Here is a 15,962-nt window from a genome sequence, read left to right on the forward strand (position 1 = left end):
GCAAGATCATTCAATCATGGCGGCATGGACCAATGCCTTGAGCTCAGCTCGGGACGGGTAGGAACTGGATGGTGACAATTGGGTAATAAACACGGCCGTCAAGTCATTCTCCCAATCGATCCAGAAATAGGTCGAGGCCATGCCGCCCCAACTAAAATCACCGAATGTTCCAGGTACGCACACCCGAGCCGGGTTCAGGACAATAGCCCCAGCAAGGCCAAACCCCATGCCTTCCATCGGTTGTTCCGCAAAGCTTTTTGGTCCCATCGACGCGATATCGCCCGGCAGGTGGTTGCGCATCATGAAGTCCACGGTTTTTGGCCCAAGCAATCGATGCCCGTTGCCGGATCCGCGATTGCGCAGCATGTCGACAAATTTGGCATAGTCATCAATTGTGGAAATCAGCCCGCCGCCGCCTGAGAAGGTTGTCGCCTTTTCAAATGGTGAACCTTCGTGGGAATCCACCAGCCGCAAGGTATCGCTTCCCTGAGCAGCGGAATTCAACGCCATCGCATCACCAGCCAACGGTGTGTAAAGTGCCGCAAATCGATCCCCTGCCCCGGTTGGGACTGAGAAGCCCGTTTCGGTCATGCCCAGAGGCGACAAAATCTCCTGCTGAAAGAACTGATCCAGTGTTTGTCCCGAAACGACCTCGATCACACGCCCAAGCACATCGGTACCGACCGAGTATTCCCATCGTGTGCCGGGCTGAAAAGCCAAGGGTAATTCCGCCAACTCACGTACACGATCTTCCAGAAGCCCTTGATCTGGTTTGAACATAAGGTCTTTTTCATCCATCGCTTCGGGCAGAAGTCCGGGATTGAACGGATAGCTGAACCCACTGGTATGGGTCATCAACTGATGCAGTGTTGGCGATGCCGCGTCTTCGGTCTGATCCAATCTTTGCGCGCCGGGTACCAGAGCCTGCATTTGCTTGAACTCGGGCAAGAAGTCAGACAGAGGCGCGCCGAGATGAAAAAGCCCGCGCTCTGCCAGTGTCATCAAAGCAACCGAGGTAACGGGTTTGGTCATTGAGTAAATACGCGCCAACGAATTGCGTTGGAACGGCAGGCCATGCTCAAGACTTCGCAGACCGCAGGAGTGAAAGAAGGCCTCGTCCTGTCTGTGTCGCAGCAAAAAAGATGAGCCCGCATATTTTCGCTGCTCAACATAGCTGTCCATCCAGGTACGCAGCCGGTTCAGCCGTGTTTTTTCAAACATCACTTGTTTTGAGGCCATAAGCAGAATTCCGTCAGGTGTTGACCGTCATAGTCGGTACTTGAGACCTGAAATAACAGCAAAAAATGGGTTAGTCACAGACTTCAAAAGCGCTATTGGTATCTAGGTGTTAGACTGAATCCGACGCAGATTCGCTTGGAAAGAACTAGGCGGGATCACGTGATTCCAGCTTGGAGGATAACTATGACGCAAATTATAGATTTCGTTTACGATTTTTGCAGTCCCAATGCATTTCTGGCCCATAAGATGCTGCCAGATTTGGCCGCGCGACACGACGCAAAGATTAACTATGTGCCTGTCCTTCTGTCTGCCGTGTTCAAGGCGACCCATAATCAAAGCCCATTTCAGGCTTTTTCCGAGAACCGCCAGAAAACTGCCTATCTTACGCATGACCTGCACAGGTTCGCGCGCCGCCGGGGATTAAGCTTTCACATGAGTCCCCATTTTCCGATTAACACGAAGTTTGCGATGCGCGGTGCACGTTTCGCCAACGGAAAATCTTGGGAAACCAAATATATAAACGCGGTTTTTGATGCGATTTGGGTGCACGGGCAAAAGGCGGACGAACTGGCGGTCCTCACCGATATTCTGCAAGAAAATGAACTGCCGGTCCGAAAACTGCGCGAGGCGATGACCAACCCGGACATCAAGCAGGACTTGAAGGATCAGACCAAAGCCTTTGTGCGTCGCGGTGTGTTTGGCGTGCCCAGCATGTTCGCCGGACCCGAGATGTTTTTTGGGAAAAACAGCTTATCGAACTTGGAGATTGAGCTTTCTCGAAACAAGGAAAGTGAATAAAAACAAAGTCTAGCGTGAGTATGTGAGTGTTACATCCTGTACAATCTGAACCTACAAGTTGAGCGTGTGCGCATTACGGTTTAACTCGGGAGGTTGCCGGCTTCCCTGCCCTCAAAGAGCCTCGGCAAAGATGTTGCCGGACGTGACTACGTTGATCCCACCTGAGACCGGGATGACCGCACCGGTCACATAGCTGCCGCCCCGCCCGCACAGGAACAGCATACATCCTGCAATATCCTCGTCGCACCCGACACGGCCCAGCGGCACTGAGTTTCCGACTCTTTCCCTGGTGCTTTCATCTGCCGTCGCAAAGGCAGTCATACGAGACACAAAGGGACCCGGCGCCAGCGCGTTGACCGTCACGTGATAGGACGACAATTCCTTGGCCATGATCTTGGTGAGGTGCAGGACTGCAGCCTTTGAAGCGGAATAACTATAGGCTCCATCCCCCATGGGAACCTCCCCCATCACGGATCCTACATTCACAACCCTCGCGGGATCATCAGCCGTGCCTGATTTCATCAACATTGGCAGAAGCCGCTGGGTCAGTTCAAAAATCCCGGCCACATTGACGGACATCACCTTGTCCCATGCGTCATAAGGGAACTGACCCAACGGTGCGCCCCAGGTCACGCCTGAGTTATTCATAAGTATATCAAGATGTTCGGTGCGCTCCTGAATGTCGGAAACCAGTTTGGCAATTCCTGCCTCGCTGCCTATGTCTCCGGCAAATCCCTCGGCACGGCCGGGGGCGTCCAGCGCATTCAGCTCAGCAGCGGCCGCAGCACAAGCGTCCCCGTTGCGAGAGGCTATCAGCACGCGCGCACCGGCCCGGACCAATGCCTCAGCTGCCATTCGGCCAATGCCCGTCGCGCCACCCGTAACCAACGCGGTCTTGCCCGGCAGTGTAAAAAGAGTGTCTGGGGTCATGGTCGTGCTCCTTGAAAAACTCTGGCGGCCTCTGTTTTTTGACCCGAACAACCCAATTGCCGTTACGGTAATCAACCGTTCACAGCGTTGACAAAATTCTGGGCTGGACCAAAAATTCCTTCTGACAAGTTTACAGGCAGATCAGAGGCGGTATGCAAGCATTACTCAGCGTCGCGCCGGGCGGACCCGAAACCTTGGAACTGACCACCCTGCCTGACCCAGAGCCAGGCAAGGGTCAACTGGTCGTTGGAGTCAGGGCCGCGGGTGTGAACTTTCCGGACACGCTGATCATTCAGGACCTCTATCAGATTAAACCTTCAAGACCTTTCGCCCCGGGAGGTGAAATTGCCGGCGAGGTGTTAGTCCTTGGTGAAGGTGTCACTGATTTCAAAGTTGGTGACCGCGTTCTCGCGTTGACCGGGCACGATGGTTTTGCCACTCACGCCACGATCAGAGCGGATGCCGCCCTCAAATTTCCCGATACGATGCCCTTTGAGGAGGCCGCCTGTTTCCTCTTTACCTACGGAACCTCCTATCATGCGCTCAAGGATCGGGCGAAAATTCAGCCCGGAGAAAACTTGTTGGTGCTGGGTGCAGCCGGTGGGGTTGGATCAGCTGCGATCGAACTGGGAAAATCCATGGGCGCCAAAGTGATAGCTGGCGTTTCTACCGAAGAGAAAGCAGAGTTCTGCCGTCGAATTGGAGCGGATGAGGTCGTGATCTATCCGCGCGACATGGACAAGGAGGCGCAGAAAGCCTTTGGCGCCGAGGTTAAAAGGCTTGCCGGTCCTAACGGAGTTGACGTGGTTTATGACGCGGTCGGCGGTGCTTTGGCTGAGCCGTCCCTGCGCAGCATGGCCTGGAAAGGGCGCTATCTTGTTGTTGGCTTCCCGGCAGGCATTCCGCAGATTCCGTTGAATTTGCCGCTTCTCAAAGGGTGTCAGATCGTGGGCGTGTTTTGGGGCGCGTCCGTGTTCCGTGAACCTCAAACCCATGCGGAAAACGTCAAAGAGCTGTTCGATCTCTACAGCGCCGGGAAGATCAGGCCACACATAAGCGCGCGGTTCCCGCTGGCCCGCGCGCACGAAGCGCTCGCGCAATTGTCACAGCGCTCTGTGCTTGGGAAAATCGTTGTCACGATGGGGGATGCTTGAAGTCTGGTTATGCGCTGCCCTTCGCTTTGTTTTCTAAGCAACTGACTGCATTCATTCCGGCAATGTCAGGTGGACAACCCGACCTTTTCGCGTCTATGAACCAATTATGGGGATCGTGAAAACATGCATAACGTTTTGGTATTGAATGGCCCAAACCTCAACCTGCTTGGTACAAGGCAACCCGAGGTTTACGGCAGCACAACTTTACATATGATCGAGGAACGTTGCGTACAGCATGGCGCGTCCATAGGGTTGGACGTCACGCATCTGCAATCCAATCACGAAGGTGTTTTGCTTGACGCGATACATGCGGCGCGCGGCGTACAAAGCGGTCTGGTTCTGAATGCCGGGGCATTCACGCACACGTCGATAGCACTGTATGACGCCATTGCGTCCGTAGAAGTGCCGGTTGTCGAGGTGCATCTGTCCAATATCCATGCCCGAGAGACCTTTCGGCACAAGTCCTACATAGCCCCGGTTGCATTGGGGCAGATCTGCGGGTTCGGAGCCCAAAGCTATATTCTCGCACTCGACGCGCTGGCGGCTCATCTTAAAGTGGGTGGCGTGGCATGAACCTCAAGGAATATCTACGGTTTGTCAGCTATGCCAAAACCCTGGAAGACCTTTGGGACGCCCACTGCCGTCAGATGGCTGAGTTTGGCTTCGCGCGCCTGATTTATGGCTACACACAGTTCAGAACTGCGACGTCGCTGGGCGACCCGGAAGATTTCGTTATCCTGTCAAACCACAGCCGGTCCTATGTCGACGGTTTCATCAAGGACGGACTGTATTTTCACGCTCCGATGCTGAAATGGGCGCTGGACAATGAAGGCGCGGCCAGTTGGAAAATGCTGCAAGATATGAACTCGGGCGGGACGATGACCGCCAAAGAACGCGACGTGTTTGAGTTCAACAAATCCATGGGTGTGGTCTCGGGTTACACCGTCAGTTTCAACTCGGTTTCCGTGCGCTCAAAAGGCGCGATCTCTCTGGCGGCTGCAGATGGGTTGAGCCAGGAAGACGTTGACGAGGTGTGGAACGAACATGGTGAAGACATCCTTCTGATGAACAATGTCGCCCATCTGAAAATCCTCACCCTGCCCTTTCTTCCGCCTAACCGGGCCTTGACCAAGCGACAGCGTGAAGCCTTGCAGTGGGTCGGAGATGGGAAGACCACGCAAGACATCGCCCTGCTGATGGGGCTGACATCGGCGACCGTAGAAAAACACCTGCGACTCGCTCGCGAGGCTTTGTCGGTCGAAACGACGGCACAGGCCGTTCTCAAGGCGTCGTTGCACAATCAGATGTTCATTATGGAAGTGTGATTACAATATTTTGACGCTATGCCGCGTCAGTTTACCTTAGGTAAGGAAATCACTACTTTTCAAATCAAGCCTAAAAGTTGCAAAGTGAGAGTGTTCCGTGAGTGGTGGCTTTAGCCAGGGAACATTCGATTGGATCTTTGCAATATCAAAGCTCTCCAATCACTCTGACAAAGGGGCGTCTATTTGTCCGCGTACCGGTGTCGGAATTTTGGGGGGCCTCGACCATCCCCATCAAGCGGGGCCCTCCAATCCTTCTCTACATATAGAAGTATGCTTTTTGCCGATGGCAAAAGAAAAAAGGGTTACGCGATGCGCAACCCTTACATTTTTTGGAAAAGGCTCCTGTCGGAACCTTAACCATAACTTCTTAGCCCTGAGCGGCCTTTGCAACTTCGGCTGCGAAGTCTTCTTTTTCGACCACGATGCCTTCGCCAACTTCCAGGCGAACAAAGCCGGTGATGGTCGCGCCTGCTTCCTTGGCTGCTGCTTCGACGGTCAGGTCAGGGTTCACAACGAACGACTGGTTCAGCAGGGTCGATTCCGCGACGAATTTCTTCATGCGGCCTTCGATCATCTTTTCGATCACCTGCTCCGGCTTGCCGGATTCGCGGGCGATGTCCATCTGTACCTGCTTTTCTTTCTCGACAACCGCCGGATCCATGTCGGCCTCGGACAGAGCTGCCGGGTTCACAGCCGCGATATGCATCGCGACCTGCTTGCCGATGGCTTCATCGCCGCCCGACAGGGCAACCAGAACGCCGATTTTGCCCATGCCGTTGGTCGCTGCGTTGTGCACATAGGACACAACGGTGTCGCCCGACAGTTTGGCCATGCGGCGCACCGACATGTTCTCGCCGATGGTGGCGATCTTGTCGGTCAGGGTGTCCGCAACGTTCTTGCCGCCAAGGTCAGCCGCCAGCAGAGCCTCGACGTTGTCGACGCCTTCAGCTGCGTAAGCGATCTTGCCGACCATTTCCTGGAACTCGGCGTTCTTCGCAACGAAGTCGGTTTCCGAGTTTACTTCAACAGCAACACCATTGCCGCCGTCGACGTGTACTGCAACCAGACCTTCGGCCGCGGTACGGCCCGATTTCTTGGCCGCCTTGGCCAGACCTTTGGTGCGCAGCCAGTCAACGGCTTCGTCCATGTTGCCGCCGGTTTCGGTCAGCGCTTTTTTTGCGTCCATCATGCCTGCGCCGGTTGCGTCGCGCAGTTCTTTAACCATTGCTGCTGTGATTGCCATCTCTTGGCTCTCCTCAATTCAAACGGAATTGGGGCAGGTCATACCCTGCCCCATATGTCATTTACGTGACGGGCAGCTTACGCTTCGGCAGATGCTTCTGCTTCCGCCGGGGCTTCTTCTGCGACGGCTTCTTCAACCGGCGCTTCTTCGAATGCACCGAGGTCAACGCCGGCTGCACCCATCTGAGCGGTCATACCGTCCAGAGCGGCGCGTGCGGCCAGATCGCAGTACAGCGAGATTGCGCGGGCTGCGTCGTCGTTGCCGGGGATGATGTAGTCTACGCCGTCGGGCGAGCAGTTGGTGTCGACAACAGCTACAACCGGGATACCCAGTTTGTTGGCTTCGGCGATGGCCAGTGCTTCTTTTTTGACGTCGATGACGAACAGCAGATCAGGTACGCCGCCCATCTCGCGGATACCGCCCAGCGAAGCTTGCAGCTTGGCCTGGTCACGCTCCATGCCCAGACGCTCTTTCTTGGTCAGGCCTTCAGCGCCCGATTCCATTGCTTCGTCGATCTGGTTCAGACGGTTAATCGACTGGGAAACGGTTTTCCAGTTGGTCAGAGTGCCGCCCAGCCAGCGGTGGTTCATGTAGTACTGAGCCGACTTTTCAGCCGCTTCAGCGATCGGGCCAGCGGCCTGACGCTTGGTTCCGACGAACAGAACGCGGCCACCTTTTGCAACGGTGTCACGAACAGCCTGCAGAGCCTGATCCAGCATCGGAACGGTCTGGGTCAGGTCCATGATGTGGATGCCATTGCGCGAGCCGTAGATGAACGGGCCCATGCGGGGATTCCAACGCTGTGTCTGGTGACCAAAGTGAACGCCAGCTTCCAGCAGCTGACGCATGGTGAACTCGGGAAGAGCCATGCTATTTTCCTTTTCCGGTTTACGCCTGGGCGGGGGTGAAAGAAGCGGATGCTCCAACCGGCGGTCTTGATGAGGATGTCTCCCTCAAAAAGCCCAAACCCCGCCTGCGGGTTTGAATGGCGCGCGTATACGGCAGGTTTTGAAACAGTGCAAGGGCCTATCGCCCTTATTTTTCAAGCCGCGCCAGCGCATGCGCATGGCGCACGGCCTCTTCGCAATGCCGGGCCAGTTCCTTGCGACTGGCAAAGTCGCTGACCTTTGCCGGAGAATGATAGATCAATTCGACGGAACCCTGCCTGCGCGCGCCAAGGGTTTTCAGCAAATGCGGACCAAACTCCATATCGCCCCACCAGCCGTAAAACCGGTCGGGCTGCCCTTCGGGTGCGTGAAAAATAACCGAGACCGGCTGCACATACATGAAATCGCGCAGCTCATCTACGAAGAACGCCGCGAACAGCGTTGTTTTAAATGGCAAAACACGCAAGCCATCAGTCGATGTGCCTTCAGGGAAGAACAGCAGCTTGTGGCCAGCTTTCAGGCGGGTTTCAAAGACTTTCGTTTGCTCCTTGGCCTTCTTGCGGTCACGCTCAATGAACACGGTACCGGTCGCGCGGGCCAGCCAACCGATGCCGGGCCACTTCGCAACCTCGGCCTTTGAGACGAAATACACACGTTTGCGTGCATTTAGCGCAAAGATATCCAGCCACGAGGTGTGGTTCGCAACCACGGCGCCGCGCTGCTGCATCAATTGACCAGAGGTGCGGAACCCTATCCCGAGAATCCGAAACGCATTTCGACACACAAACTGCGAGATAAAAGGCGTGACTGGGCGGCGCACGCCGAACAACGGGCGTTCGATCAGACGAAGGACCAAAAGAACGATCAGCCCTCCAAACACCAATAGGGCCAAGGGAACGCCGCGTAGAAACGCCAGTACCCAGCCGAGCGGCCCAAGCCGGATCGGGTCCGGCGCGTCTTCGCTGTTCCAAAGTGGGTCGTTCACTGCTTCAGGTCCCGGCATAGATGCGTCTCTGCCGTTCGTTCATGCGGGCAGTGTCGAGGACTAGGCACACGTCGGTCGTGTTGAAGGCATGATCGATAAAGGCCCCTTCGCCCACGAAACCGCCCAGCCGCAGATAGGCTTTGATCAACGACGGAACCTGCACCATCGCCGCCCGGCGATCCAGATCCTCGGGCGCGACGAGGTCCATGCTTTCGAATACCTCCGGTTGCGCCCGCACCCGCAGGTCCGGCGGAGCAAGATGGTTGTGATGCAACATCGACAAAGGCTGCGCCAGCTGCTCAAGGTCCGTTCCGTGAAAACTGGCTACGCCGAACAGGACTTCGATCTCGCGCTCGGTGACATAAGCCGCCAGACCGTTCCACAGATGGTACATCGCCGTGCCACCGCGATAGTCAGGATGCAGGCAGGACCGCCCCAGTTCCAGCAGCTTGCGGTCACTTTGTTTCAGGACAGTCAGGTCGTATTCATCCTCAGAATAGAACTGCCCAATTTCCGCTGCACGTTCGCCCGGTAACAGCCTGTAAACGCCTATAACTTCACGGGTCTGGTCATCAATCGCCAGCATGTGGTCAAAGTATGGATCGAACCTGTCGCGCTCCAGTCCGGTCTCGTGATCGACCATCTCTCCGCCGCCGCCCAGTTCACGTACGAACACGTCATAGCGCAACCGCTGCGCCGCATGCAGGTCGGCTTCGGTCTCGGCGAGTTTGACGGTGAAGGAAAGGTTTGCATCCGGCATCGGTCGTTCCGCTTTGGTTTGCGCGCTGATAGCGCAGTTGCCGGGGGGATGGCAACATAGGCGGATAACGGGGCTGTTAACCTTTCCTAAACCAGTTTCACGGATCAAAGACCGGCATCAGGGCGATGCGCGATCCGTCAATCACCACTTTCCCCTGCTCGCGAAAGTTCACGGTGATTTTGCCACCGATATTGGACTGCACCTGTCCAATGCCCCAATCGGGGAAATCGGGGTGGCGGACATACATGCCCGGTGCAAGAATGGCATTGAGGTCTGACATGTCTGGGCTCCGGTCCGGCGGTAGTTACAACAAAAGAGGTACGCATGGGCGACACCAACGTCAATCTGGCCGAACTTATCGGTTCACGGATCTGCCACGATCTGATCAGCCCTATTGGCGCCATCACCAACGGGCTTGAACTGTTGGACATGGTCGGGTCGGTCCAGGGCCCCGAGATGGAGTTGATCTCGGGCAGTGTCGGCAGCGCGGGCGCGCGGATACGGTTCTTTCGTGTCGCCTTCGGATCCGCCAGCGATCAACCTTTGGGCCGTGCAGAGGTGTCGGAACTGCTGAGGGATGTGGAACGCGCGGGGCGCGTGCGGGTCAACTGGAACCTGACCGAATCCGTGCCGCGCAATCAGGTAAAGCTGACCTTTCTGGCCATGATGTGCTGCGAAAGCGCTATGCCTTTTGGTGGTGAAGTTTCCATCGTGAAAACAGGGGAAACTTGGACCGTGACGGGCTCAGCCGACAAGCTGAATCTGGACAATGACTTGTGGAAGAACTTGCCTGTCGGGCGGTTCCCCAACAAGGTCACGCCTGCTCAGGTTCAATTCGCCTTGCTGCCCCAAACCGCTGCTTCGATGGGACGGCGGGTTGCGGCAGAGACCACCTCAACCCGCGTCGTGATCCGGTTTTAAGACCGGGTCGTTCCGTTTCCACGGACCAGATACTTGAAACTGGTCAATTGCGCGGCTCCGACGGGGCCGCGCGCGTGCATCTTGCCGGTGGCTATCCCGATCTCGGCTCCCATGCCGAATTCGCCGCCATCTGCGAACTGGGTCGAGGCATTGTGCATCAGGATGGCGCTGTCCAGACGTTCGAAGAATCGCGCGGCGGTGCCTGCGTCTTCGGTCATGATGCAATCGGTATGGTTCGACCCGAACTGACGAATATGCGCAATTGCCGCGTCAACGTCAGCCACAGGCTTGGCAGCAATGATGCTGTCGAGGAATTCCTTACCCCAATCGTCAGCCGTAGCCGCCACCGTTCCTTCCACAGCCAAAGCTCCTTCGGCGTGAACCTCAACACCTGCGGATAGCAAAGCCGCTATTGTATCCCGGCCCAGCGTTTCGACGATGTCTTCATGGACCAGTAGACACTCGGCGGCACCGCAGATGCCGGTACGGCGGGTTTTGGCGTTCAGTACGACCTCAAGCGTCTTTGCTGGGTCTGCGGCTTTGTCGATATAGATATGCACGATGCCTTCGAGATGGGCGAAGACAGGCACGCGCGCCTCTCGCTGCACCAGCCCGACAAGCCCCTTGCCACCGCGCGGAACGATGACGTCCACATAATCTGTCATGGTTAGCAATTCCTGAACCGCCGCACGATCGCGGGTCGGCACCAACTGGATCGCATCTTCGGGCAGGTTCGCGGCTTTGAGCCCTTCAACAAGGCAGGCGTGAATTGCCGTTGAGGAATGAAAACTCTCGGACCCGCCGCGCAGGATCACAGCGTTCCCCGATTTCAGACACAGCGCCCCGGCATCGGCGGTGACGTTGGGACGGCTTTCATAGATCACGCCGATCACCCCCAAGGGTGTGCGCACACGCTGGATGTTCAGACCAGTGGCCATGTCCCATTCGGCCAGAACCTCACCCACGGGATCGGTCTGATCCGCCACGGTGCGCAACCCGTCGACCATGCCTTGAATGCGTGCCTCATCCAGCATCAGGCGGTCCATCATCGCCGGGCTCAGACCCTTATCGCGGCCGAATTCAAGATCTTTCTGATTGGCCTCGATGATCTGCGCGCGATTGGCCCAAACCGCGTCGGCTGCCGCGATCAGGGCCGCATGTTTACGCTCGGCGCTGGCAAAGGCCAGATCGAGGGACGCTGCCTTGGCGCGTTGACCAAGATCGGCCATCAGCGCGGGAATAGTGTCAAAATCCTTCATCTCATGTGCCTTTCGGTCTTGTATTTTAGCATCGCGCCATCACAGCGCCAAATCATCCCGGTGGATCAACACTGCGCGCCCTGGATAACCCAAAGTGGCCTCGATCTCAGAAGATTTCCGCCCCTTGATCGCATCTGCCTCTTGCGCGGTATAGCGACTGAGCCCCTGTGCCAGTCGGCGGGCCTGCGGATCGAGAATGGCCACCGGATCACCGCGGCCGAAATCGCCGGTCACTTCGACAATTCCGGCGGGCAGCAGGCTTTTGCCGTTGCCCAATGCCTTGGCCGCACCCGCATCCACCACGATTTCACCGCGTGGTTTCATAGCGGAAATCCAGCGTTTGCGGGCAGCGTGCGGATCAAGTGTTGCCGTGAACCACGTACAATTCGCCCCGTTTTCCAGCATTTTCAAAGGGCTCAATGTCGACCCTTCAGTAATCGACATATCACATCCCGCAGCCGTCGCCATCTTGGCCGCCAAAAGTTTGGTTTTCATCCCACCCTTGGACAGCCCTGACCCGGCATCGCCTGCCATCGCCTCGATCTCGGGCGTGATGGCCTCGATGACATCAAATCGTTTGGCGTTGGGGTCTTCGTTGGGATTGCCGGAATAAAAGCCGTCCACATCCGACAGCAGGATCAATTGATCAGCACCGACCGTCACCGCGATCTGGGCGGCCAGACGGTCATTGTCGCCATAGCGAATCTCATCCGTGGCAACTGTGTCATTTTCATTCACAATTGGAACGACGCCCAACCCAAGCAATGTCTCAAGTGTCGCACGAGAGTTCAGATAGCGTCGCCGATCCTCACTGTCCTCCAGCGTGACCAGAACCTGCGCCGTGGTGATGCCATGCGGTGTCAACGCCTCTTCATAGGCGCGCGCCAACCTGATCTGACCGACCGCGGCGGCGGCCTGAGACTGTTCCAGCGGCAAGGCAGCCATGGGCAAGCCAAGCACGCCGCGCCCCAACGCGATCGAACCGGAAGAGACCAGAACCACATCGGTCCCCTGCCCCTTCAGCCATACCACGTCCTGCGCCAGCGAATGCAACCAGTCCGAGCGCAACAAGCCCGTATTCCGGTCCACCAGCAATGCGGATCCGATTTTGACAACCAGTCGTTTGGCCGAGGTCAGGGTTGCCAAGGCTGTGCCTCCTCGGCGGGCTTCTGACGCAACCGGTTTTCGTCAATCTGCGCGCGCAAAGCCCGCAGAACCTCGGTCACACCCAGATGCGCCACGCCTGACATGGTCATGACCGGGCCGCCAACAGCCTCTTCCAACTCGGCCTTTTGCAGCGCCAGTTCCTCTTCGTCCAGCGCGTCGACTTTGTTCAGCACTGTGATCCGGGGTTTTTCAGCCAGCTCTCCGCCGTACGCTTCAAGCTCGTGAATAATGGTTCGGTAATCCTCGGCAACAGAGTCAGAGGTGCCATCGACCAGATGCAGCAGAACGGCGCAGCGCTCGACATGGCCCAGGAAACGATCGCCGATACCGCGCCCTTCATGCGCGCCTTCGATCAGGCCAGGGATATCCGCTACAACGAATTCCACATTATCGACGCCCACAACGCCCAGATTGGGGTGCAGAGTCGTAAACGGGTAATCGGCAATCTTGGGGCGCGCGTTTGAAGTCGCGGCCAGAAAAGTCGATTTGCCCGCATTGGGCATGCCCAGCAGGCCCACATCAGCGATCAGCTTCAGCCGCAGCCAGATGGTGCGATCAATCCCAGCCTGCCCCGGATTGGCGCGGCGCGGTGCCTGATTGGTGGCCGATTTGAAATGCAGGTTGCCGAAGCCGCCATTACCGCCCTTGGCCAGCAGCACGCGCTGACCAACCTCGGTCAGATCGCATATGACGGTTTCTTCGTCCTCGTCCAGAATCTCGGTGCCCACGGGTACACGCAGAACGATGTCGTTACCATCCTTGCCCGTCCGCTGCTGTCCACGACCGGGTTGGCCGTTCTTGGCAAAGAAATGTTGCTGATAGCGGAAGTCGATCAGGGTGTTCAGCCCGTCCACAACCTCGGCCCAGACGGACCCGCCTTTGCCGCCGTCCCCGCCATCGGGTCCGCCGTATTCGATGTATTTTTCGCGTCGAAAGCTGACGCAACCGCTACCACCGGCCCCGGACCGGATGTAGACCTTTGCAAGATCGAGAAATTTCATGTGTGTCCCCTACTGCAAAGGCCCCATCGGCCACAAGTCAGAGTTTTTTACTGTATGTCCAGGTGGGCACATTCGCATCGCGCGCCACCGAATAGCTTTCTGCATCACCCAAATACTGGAACCCGCAATGGGTCAGAACCCGCGCCGATGCCGGATTGTCCTGAAACACGCTGGCGAACATGGTGGCGTTTTCCAGCGGATTGGCATGTACCAGCGCTTCGACAGCCATCGAGGCGATGCCCGTGTTCCAATAGATCGGAGCAACCCAATAGCCGACCTCTGACTGATTCCGATCCAACCGCTTGAGCGTGATCAGACCAATCAGTTCCGGACCACCATCTTTGTTGGCATCCATGACCCAGACGTCCTCGTCCCGGTTTTCGGCCATCGAGCGAGTCACAAAAGCCTCGGTCGAGCCGGGGGCCAGCGGATGGGCAATACTGGTCGTCATACGCGCCACACGCTCGTCACCGGCATAATGCTCGATCAGCCCCATATCCGACCGGCGCAGTGGACGCAGATCGAAACGCTCGGTTTCTATCACCGGCTGATTTATTATTGTTTCAAGCTTCATTGGTGTGTTCCTCCTCCGAACAACACGAAAAGGACGGACGCAACCGTAAGTCCGGCCAACGTCCACATCAGATATTTTTCCGCAGGGCGACCTTCAACCGCATGCGCGATTCTATCCCCGGCAAATGTCCAGATCGGGTGCAAGACAATCTGGCAGATCAACAAACAAAGAGCGATCGTGAGCGTTGCGTCAAAACTAGACGTGCCCGCCGCGACGAACCCAGTAAAACCTGCAATGATCATAGCCCAGGCTTTGGGATTCAGCGGATGCACGATCAGCCCAGCCCAGAAACCAGGCACCGTTTCGCTTGCCCCACCACGTGAAAGGCGCAGATTGGCAATCTTCCAGGCCAGCCAGATAATATAGGCTGCCGACGCGTATTTCAGCACCGAGAACATAAACGGTGCCTGTTCGGCCAATTGCAGCAAACCAAAACCCACCGGCCATATGATCAGCTGCTTGCCCAGAATGACGCCACCGACAAAAGGCAGCGCCGCCCGAAAACCATAGCGCGCACCTGTTCCCAGCAGGATCATATTGGCCGGCCCCGGCGTGCCCACCTGAGAGGCGGCAAAGATCAGGAAACTGGTGGTTGCGACTGTCATCGGTTTTGTTGATCACGACTGAGTTAAAACGAAAAAGGGACCGGCATTTTCTGCCGGTCCCCCATGAATTTTTTATTAAACCTTCTGGGTCTCGGCTTACTCTGCGGCCTCCGCCACTGGCAGGACCGAAATGAAGGTGCGGTTTTTGAGTCCCTTGTGGAACTTCACGGCGCCATCAGTGGTAGCAAAGATTGTGTGATCTTTGCCCATGCCTACGCCTTCGCCCGGCCAAAACTTGGTGCCGCGCTGACGTACGATGATGTTGCCTGCGATGGCCGCCTGGCCACCATAGAGTTTCACGCCAAGGCGGCGACCCGCTGAGTCGCGACCGTTACGGGAGGAACCGCCAGCTTTTTTATGTGCCATTCTCTCTCTCCTTAGCCCTGAGCCAGCTCTTTGGCTTGCTCAACCCATTCGGGTTTCACTTTGATGGTGTCGATAGCAGCAATCTGCTCGTCCGACAAGGCGGCCAGAGCGGCAAAGCTCTCGATACCGGCTTCAACCAGCTTTTTGGCAGCGGCAGGGCCGACACCGTTCAGCTTGGTCAGATCGTCAGCAGCAGCGGCGGCAGGTGCCTCTGCCTTGGCTTCAGCTTTCTTGGCAGGCTTTGCAGCAGGTGCCGCTTCGCCAGCCGGAGCAGACCCGGTTGCAGCTTTGATGCCCGACTTGTCAGCGCCCGACGACAGGATGTCGGTGATTTTGACCAGAGTCAGTTTCTGACGGTGGCCAACGGTACGCTTCGAGCTGTGCTTACGACGGCGCTTCACGAACTTGATGACCTTGTCACCTTTGATCTGTTCGATCACTTCGGCTTGTACGCCTGCGCCTTCAACGAAAGGTGCACCAACAACCGGAGCGTCGCCGCCCAGCATCAGAACATCGTTGAATTGAACTTTTTCACCTGCGTCGGCAGCCAGTTTTTCAACGCGGAGGATATCACCCGCCTGAACCTTGTACTGCTTGCCGCCAGTCTTGAGGACCGCAAACATGCGTCTTTCCTTTTCATACCCGCGTTCTGTGGTCCCCTTCCGGGTGTTTTCGGCTTTCGCCACCTCGAACAGCGCGCCCTTTTCGGGCTGTGTGAATGACCTTTGGACCATCCCAAGGGTCAAAT

Annotated in this window: 19 protein-coding genes; 5 read left to right on the forward strand and 14 right to left on the reverse strand. The window is 56.8% G+C overall.

All coding sequences use genetic code 11. The features are described from left to right. Positions 1–6: 6 nt before the first annotated feature. Positions 7–1,221 carry a serine hydrolase domain-containing protein gene (locus tag ACR0LF_RS02525; RefSeq protein WP_480574496.1) on the reverse strand — a complete coding sequence of 405 codons (1,215 nt, stop codon included), beginning with the start codon at positions 1,219–1,221 and terminating at the stop codon, positions 7–9. A gap of 177 nt (positions 1,222–1,398) precedes the next feature. Between ACR0LF_RS02525 and ACR0LF_RS02530 the strand changes: the two genes are divergently transcribed. After that, positions 1,399–2,037, forward strand: coding sequence for a DsbA family protein (locus ACR0LF_RS02530; RefSeq protein ID WP_480574499.1), 639 nt, complete (start codon positions 1,399–1,401; stop codon positions 2,035–2,037). Positions 2,038–2,148: 111 nt separating this feature from the next. Here ACR0LF_RS02530 and ACR0LF_RS02535 read toward each other — a convergent pair whose 3' ends face one another. Then, on the reverse strand, positions 2,149–2,967 hold the full coding sequence (locus ACR0LF_RS02535) for an SDR family NAD(P)-dependent oxidoreductase (RefSeq protein WP_480574502.1): 819 nt from the start codon (positions 2,965–2,967) through the stop codon (positions 2,149–2,151). Between the two features lie 152 nt (positions 2,968–3,119). On the opposite strand from ACR0LF_RS02535, the gene ACR0LF_RS02540 reads away from it, so the two are divergent. The 3 genes from ACR0LF_RS02540 to ACR0LF_RS02550 all read left to right on the forward strand — a co-directional run bounded on the left by ACR0LF_RS02540 (position 3,120) and on the right by ACR0LF_RS02550 (position 5,446). Further along, positions 3,120–4,121 (forward strand): NADPH:quinone oxidoreductase family protein, encoded by a 1,002-nt coding sequence (locus ACR0LF_RS02540; protein WP_480574506.1) that lies wholly within the window; start codon positions 3,120–3,122, stop codon positions 4,119–4,121. A gap of 123 nt (positions 4,122–4,244) precedes the next feature. Beyond that, positions 4,245–4,694 carry a type II 3-dehydroquinate dehydratase gene (gene aroQ / locus ACR0LF_RS02545; RefSeq protein ID WP_480574509.1) on the forward strand — a complete coding sequence of 150 codons (450 nt, stop codon included), beginning with the start codon at positions 4,245–4,247 and terminating at the stop codon, positions 4,692–4,694. Beyond that, positions 4,691–5,446 (forward strand): autoinducer binding domain-containing protein, encoded by a 756-nt coding sequence (locus ACR0LF_RS02550; protein ID WP_480574512.1) that lies wholly within the window; start codon positions 4,691–4,693, stop codon positions 5,444–5,446. The genes aroQ and ACR0LF_RS02550 overlap by 4 nt, the downstream gene beginning before the upstream one ends. A 367-nt stretch (positions 5,447–5,813) precedes the next feature. On the opposite strand, the gene tsf is transcribed toward ACR0LF_RS02550, so the two are convergent. From tsf to ACR0LF_RS02575, 5 genes are all read right to left on the reverse strand, one after another. Continuing rightward, complete coding sequence (gene tsf / locus ACR0LF_RS02555; protein WP_480574515.1) at positions 5,814–6,689, reverse strand: translation elongation factor Ts; 876 nt, start codon at positions 6,687–6,689, stop codon at positions 5,814–5,816. 77 nt (positions 6,690–6,766) lie between these two features. Beyond that, positions 6,767–7,558, reverse strand: a complete 792-nt coding sequence (gene rpsB, locus ACR0LF_RS02560) for a 30S ribosomal protein S2 (RefSeq protein WP_170424888.1) — start codon at positions 7,556–7,558, stop codon at positions 6,767–6,769. A gap of 166 nt (positions 7,559–7,724) precedes the next feature. Then, positions 7,725–8,579, reverse strand: a complete 855-nt coding sequence (gene olsA / locus ACR0LF_RS02565) for a lyso-ornithine lipid O-acyltransferase (protein WP_480574518.1) — start codon at positions 8,577–8,579, stop codon at positions 7,725–7,727. Continuing rightward, positions 8,566–9,321: an L-ornithine N(alpha)-acyltransferase gene (gene olsB, locus ACR0LF_RS02570; RefSeq protein WP_480574521.1), complete on the reverse strand. Its 756-nt coding sequence runs from the start codon at positions 9,319–9,321 to the stop codon at positions 8,566–8,568. Before olsB ends, olsA begins: the two co-directional genes overlap by 14 nt. A gap of 97 nt (positions 9,322–9,418) precedes the next feature. Further along, on the reverse strand, positions 9,419–9,601 hold the full coding sequence (locus tag ACR0LF_RS02575; protein ID WP_170388360.1) for a DUF3553 domain-containing protein: 183 nt from the start codon (positions 9,599–9,601) through the stop codon (positions 9,419–9,421). Between the two features lie 44 nt (positions 9,602–9,645). On the opposite strand from ACR0LF_RS02575, the gene ACR0LF_RS02580 reads away from it, so the two are divergent. Then, positions 9,646–10,242: a histidine phosphotransferase family protein gene (locus tag ACR0LF_RS02580; protein ID WP_480574524.1), complete on the forward strand. Its 597-nt coding sequence runs from the start codon at positions 9,646–9,648 to the stop codon at positions 10,240–10,242. Here ACR0LF_RS02580 and ACR0LF_RS02585 read toward each other — a convergent pair. The 7 genes from ACR0LF_RS02585 to ACR0LF_RS02615 form a co-directional block, all read right to left on the reverse strand. Next, the gene (locus ACR0LF_RS02585; RefSeq protein ID WP_480574527.1) at positions 10,239–11,501 is read right to left on the reverse strand and encodes a glutamate-5-semialdehyde dehydrogenase; all 1,263 of its coding nucleotides are present in this window, start codon (positions 11,499–11,501) and stop codon (positions 10,239–10,241) included. The two genes, ACR0LF_RS02580 and ACR0LF_RS02585, sit on opposite strands and share 4 nt — an antisense overlap. A 39-nt stretch (positions 11,502–11,540) precedes the next feature. Next, positions 11,541–12,647 (reverse strand): glutamate 5-kinase, encoded by a 1,107-nt coding sequence (gene proB / locus ACR0LF_RS02590; RefSeq protein WP_480574530.1) that lies wholly within the window; start codon positions 12,645–12,647, stop codon positions 11,541–11,543. Further along, positions 12,635–13,669, reverse strand: coding sequence for a GTPase ObgE (gene obgE / locus ACR0LF_RS02595; RefSeq protein WP_480574533.1), 1,035 nt, complete (start codon positions 13,667–13,669; stop codon positions 12,635–12,637). The genes proB and obgE overlap by 13 nt, the downstream gene beginning before the upstream one ends. 37 nt (positions 13,670–13,706) lie before the next feature. After that, complete coding sequence (locus ACR0LF_RS02600) at positions 13,707–14,243, reverse strand: GNAT family N-acetyltransferase (RefSeq protein ID WP_480574536.1); 537 nt, start codon at positions 14,241–14,243, stop codon at positions 13,707–13,709. Continuing rightward, positions 14,240–14,848 carry a LysE family translocator gene (locus ACR0LF_RS02605; protein WP_480574539.1) on the reverse strand — a complete coding sequence of 203 codons (609 nt, stop codon included), beginning with the start codon at positions 14,846–14,848 and terminating at the stop codon, positions 14,240–14,242. Before ACR0LF_RS02605 ends, ACR0LF_RS02600 begins: the two co-directional genes overlap by 4 nt. 96 nt (positions 14,849–14,944) lie before the next feature. Beyond that, on the reverse strand, positions 14,945–15,214 hold the full coding sequence (gene rpmA / locus ACR0LF_RS02610) for a 50S ribosomal protein L27 (protein ID WP_039535512.1): 270 nt from the start codon (positions 15,212–15,214) through the stop codon (positions 14,945–14,947). An 11-nt stretch (positions 15,215–15,225) separates the two neighbouring features. Then, positions 15,226–15,837, reverse strand: coding sequence for a 50S ribosomal protein L21 (locus tag ACR0LF_RS02615; protein WP_170539672.1), 612 nt, complete (start codon positions 15,835–15,837; stop codon positions 15,226–15,228). Positions 15,838–15,962 lie beyond the last annotated feature (125 nt).

This window comes from Ruegeria sp. E8 (assembly GCF_056533985.1).